This is a genomic window from Mesorhizobium sp. M1E.F.Ca.ET.063.01.1.1, from assembly GCF_003998155.1.
GTDB lineage: Bacteria > Pseudomonadota > Alphaproteobacteria > Rhizobiales > Rhizobiaceae > Mesorhizobium.
The window spans coordinates 1-1,536 of sequence record NZ_RZSC01001070.1 but is presented as its reverse complement, the minus strand read 5'-3'; the positions used below and the strand labels follow the sequence as shown (position 1 = coordinate 1,536).

2 protein-coding genes are annotated in these 1,536 nt (G+C 64.5%); both read right to left on the bottom strand.

Going from position 1 to position 1,536, the window contains the following annotated elements:
* On the bottom strand, nucleotides 1–1,002 hold a 1,002-nt coding region (rfbB, locus tag EOA29_RS36085), incomplete at its 3' end, for a dTDP-glucose 4,6-dehydratase (protein ID WP_127222370.1).
* Nucleotides 1,003–1,016: 14 nt separating this feature from the next.
* Nucleotides 1,017–1,535: a dTDP-4-dehydrorhamnose 3,5-epimerase gene (gene rfbC, locus EOA29_RS36080; RefSeq protein ID WP_127222369.1), complete on the bottom strand. Its 519-nt coding sequence runs from the start codon at nucleotides 1,533–1,535 to the stop codon at nucleotides 1,017–1,019.
* Nucleotide 1,536 lies beyond the last annotated feature (1 nt).

Genomic DNA, 1,536 nt, shown 5'->3' with positions numbered 1-1,536 from the left:
CCACCATTTGTTGTCGAGATACCAGTCGACGGTCCTTGCCAGGCCGCTGTCGAAATTCTCCTTCGGCGTCCAGCCGAGATCGCGCGCAATCTTGGAGGCGTCGATCGCGTAGCGGCGGTCATGGCCGGGGCGGTCGGTGACGAAGGTGACCAGGTCGCGGTAGCTTTTGCCGCCGGCGCGCGGGCGCCTCAAATCGAGAAGATCGCAGATCGTCTCGACGACGCCGAGATTGGTGCGCTCGGAATTGCCGCCAACATTGTAGCCCTCTCCCGGCCGTCCCTTCGTCGCGACCAGCTCCAGGGCGCGCGCGTGATCCTCGACGAACAGCCAGTCGCGCACGTTGGCGCCAGCGCCGTAGACCGGCAGCGGCTTCTCGTCGAGCGCGTTGAGGATGACCAGCGGGATGAGCTTTTCCGGGAAATGATAGGGCCCGTAGTTGTTCGAGCAGTTGGAAAGCACGACCGGCAGGCCGTAGGTCTCATGCCAGGCGCGCACCAGATGGTCCGACGCCGCCTTCGACGCCGAATAGGGCGAGGACGGCGCATAGGGCGTCTCCTCGACGAACATGCCGCTGTCGAAGGGCAGGTCGCCGAACACCTCGTCGGTCGAGACATGGTGGAAGCGGAAGCCGGACTTGCGCTCCTCGGACAGCCCGCGCCAGTAGTCGAGCGCGGCGTTCAGGATGCGGTAGGTGCCGACGATGTTGGTCTCGATGAAGGCGCCGGGGCCGTCGATCGAGCGGTCGACATGGCTCTCGGCGGCGAGGTTCATGACGATGTCGATGTCGTCGCGGCGCAGTATCTCCAGCACCGCCCGCTCGTCGCAGATGTCGGCCTGCTCGAAACGGTAGTTGTGCGCGTTCTCGATCGGCCTGAGCGAAGCGAGGTTGCCGGCATAGGTGAGCTTATCGAGATTGGTGACGCGGTAGGCCGGGTTGGCGCACAGATGCCGGCAGACGGCAGAGCCGATGAAGCCGGCACCACCAGTGATCAGGAAATTCATGCCGCCGTCTCTCCTCATGCAAACACCTCGGCCATGCCAAGCAATGGCGCCTTGCGATCCTTGTCCGAAAGCTGGAAGCCGCCCGCAACCGCCGGCCATTCAATGCCGATTGTCGGATCGTCGAAACGGATCGACCGGTCATGCTCGGGCGAGTAGGTGTCGGTCACCTTATACAGCACCTCGGTATCCGGCACGAGCGTGACGAAGCCGTGCGCGAACCCCTTCGGCACTAGGATCTGGTTGCCCTTCTCAGCTGACACCTCCAGCGCCACCCATTTGCCGAAACTCGGCGAGGAGCGGCGGATGTCTACCGCTACATCGAACACGCCGCCCCGGATAACGCGCAGCAGCTTGTCCTGGGCGCGCGGCGCAAGCTGGTAGTGCAGGCCGCGCAGCACGCCGGCCGCGGCTGAGTAGGAATGGTTGTCCTGCACGAAGACGAGATCGATGCCGGCCTCGGCGAAACGCGCGGCATTCCAGGTCTCGCTGAAAGAACCGCGTGCGTCGCCGTGCCGCTTCGGCACGATCTCCAGC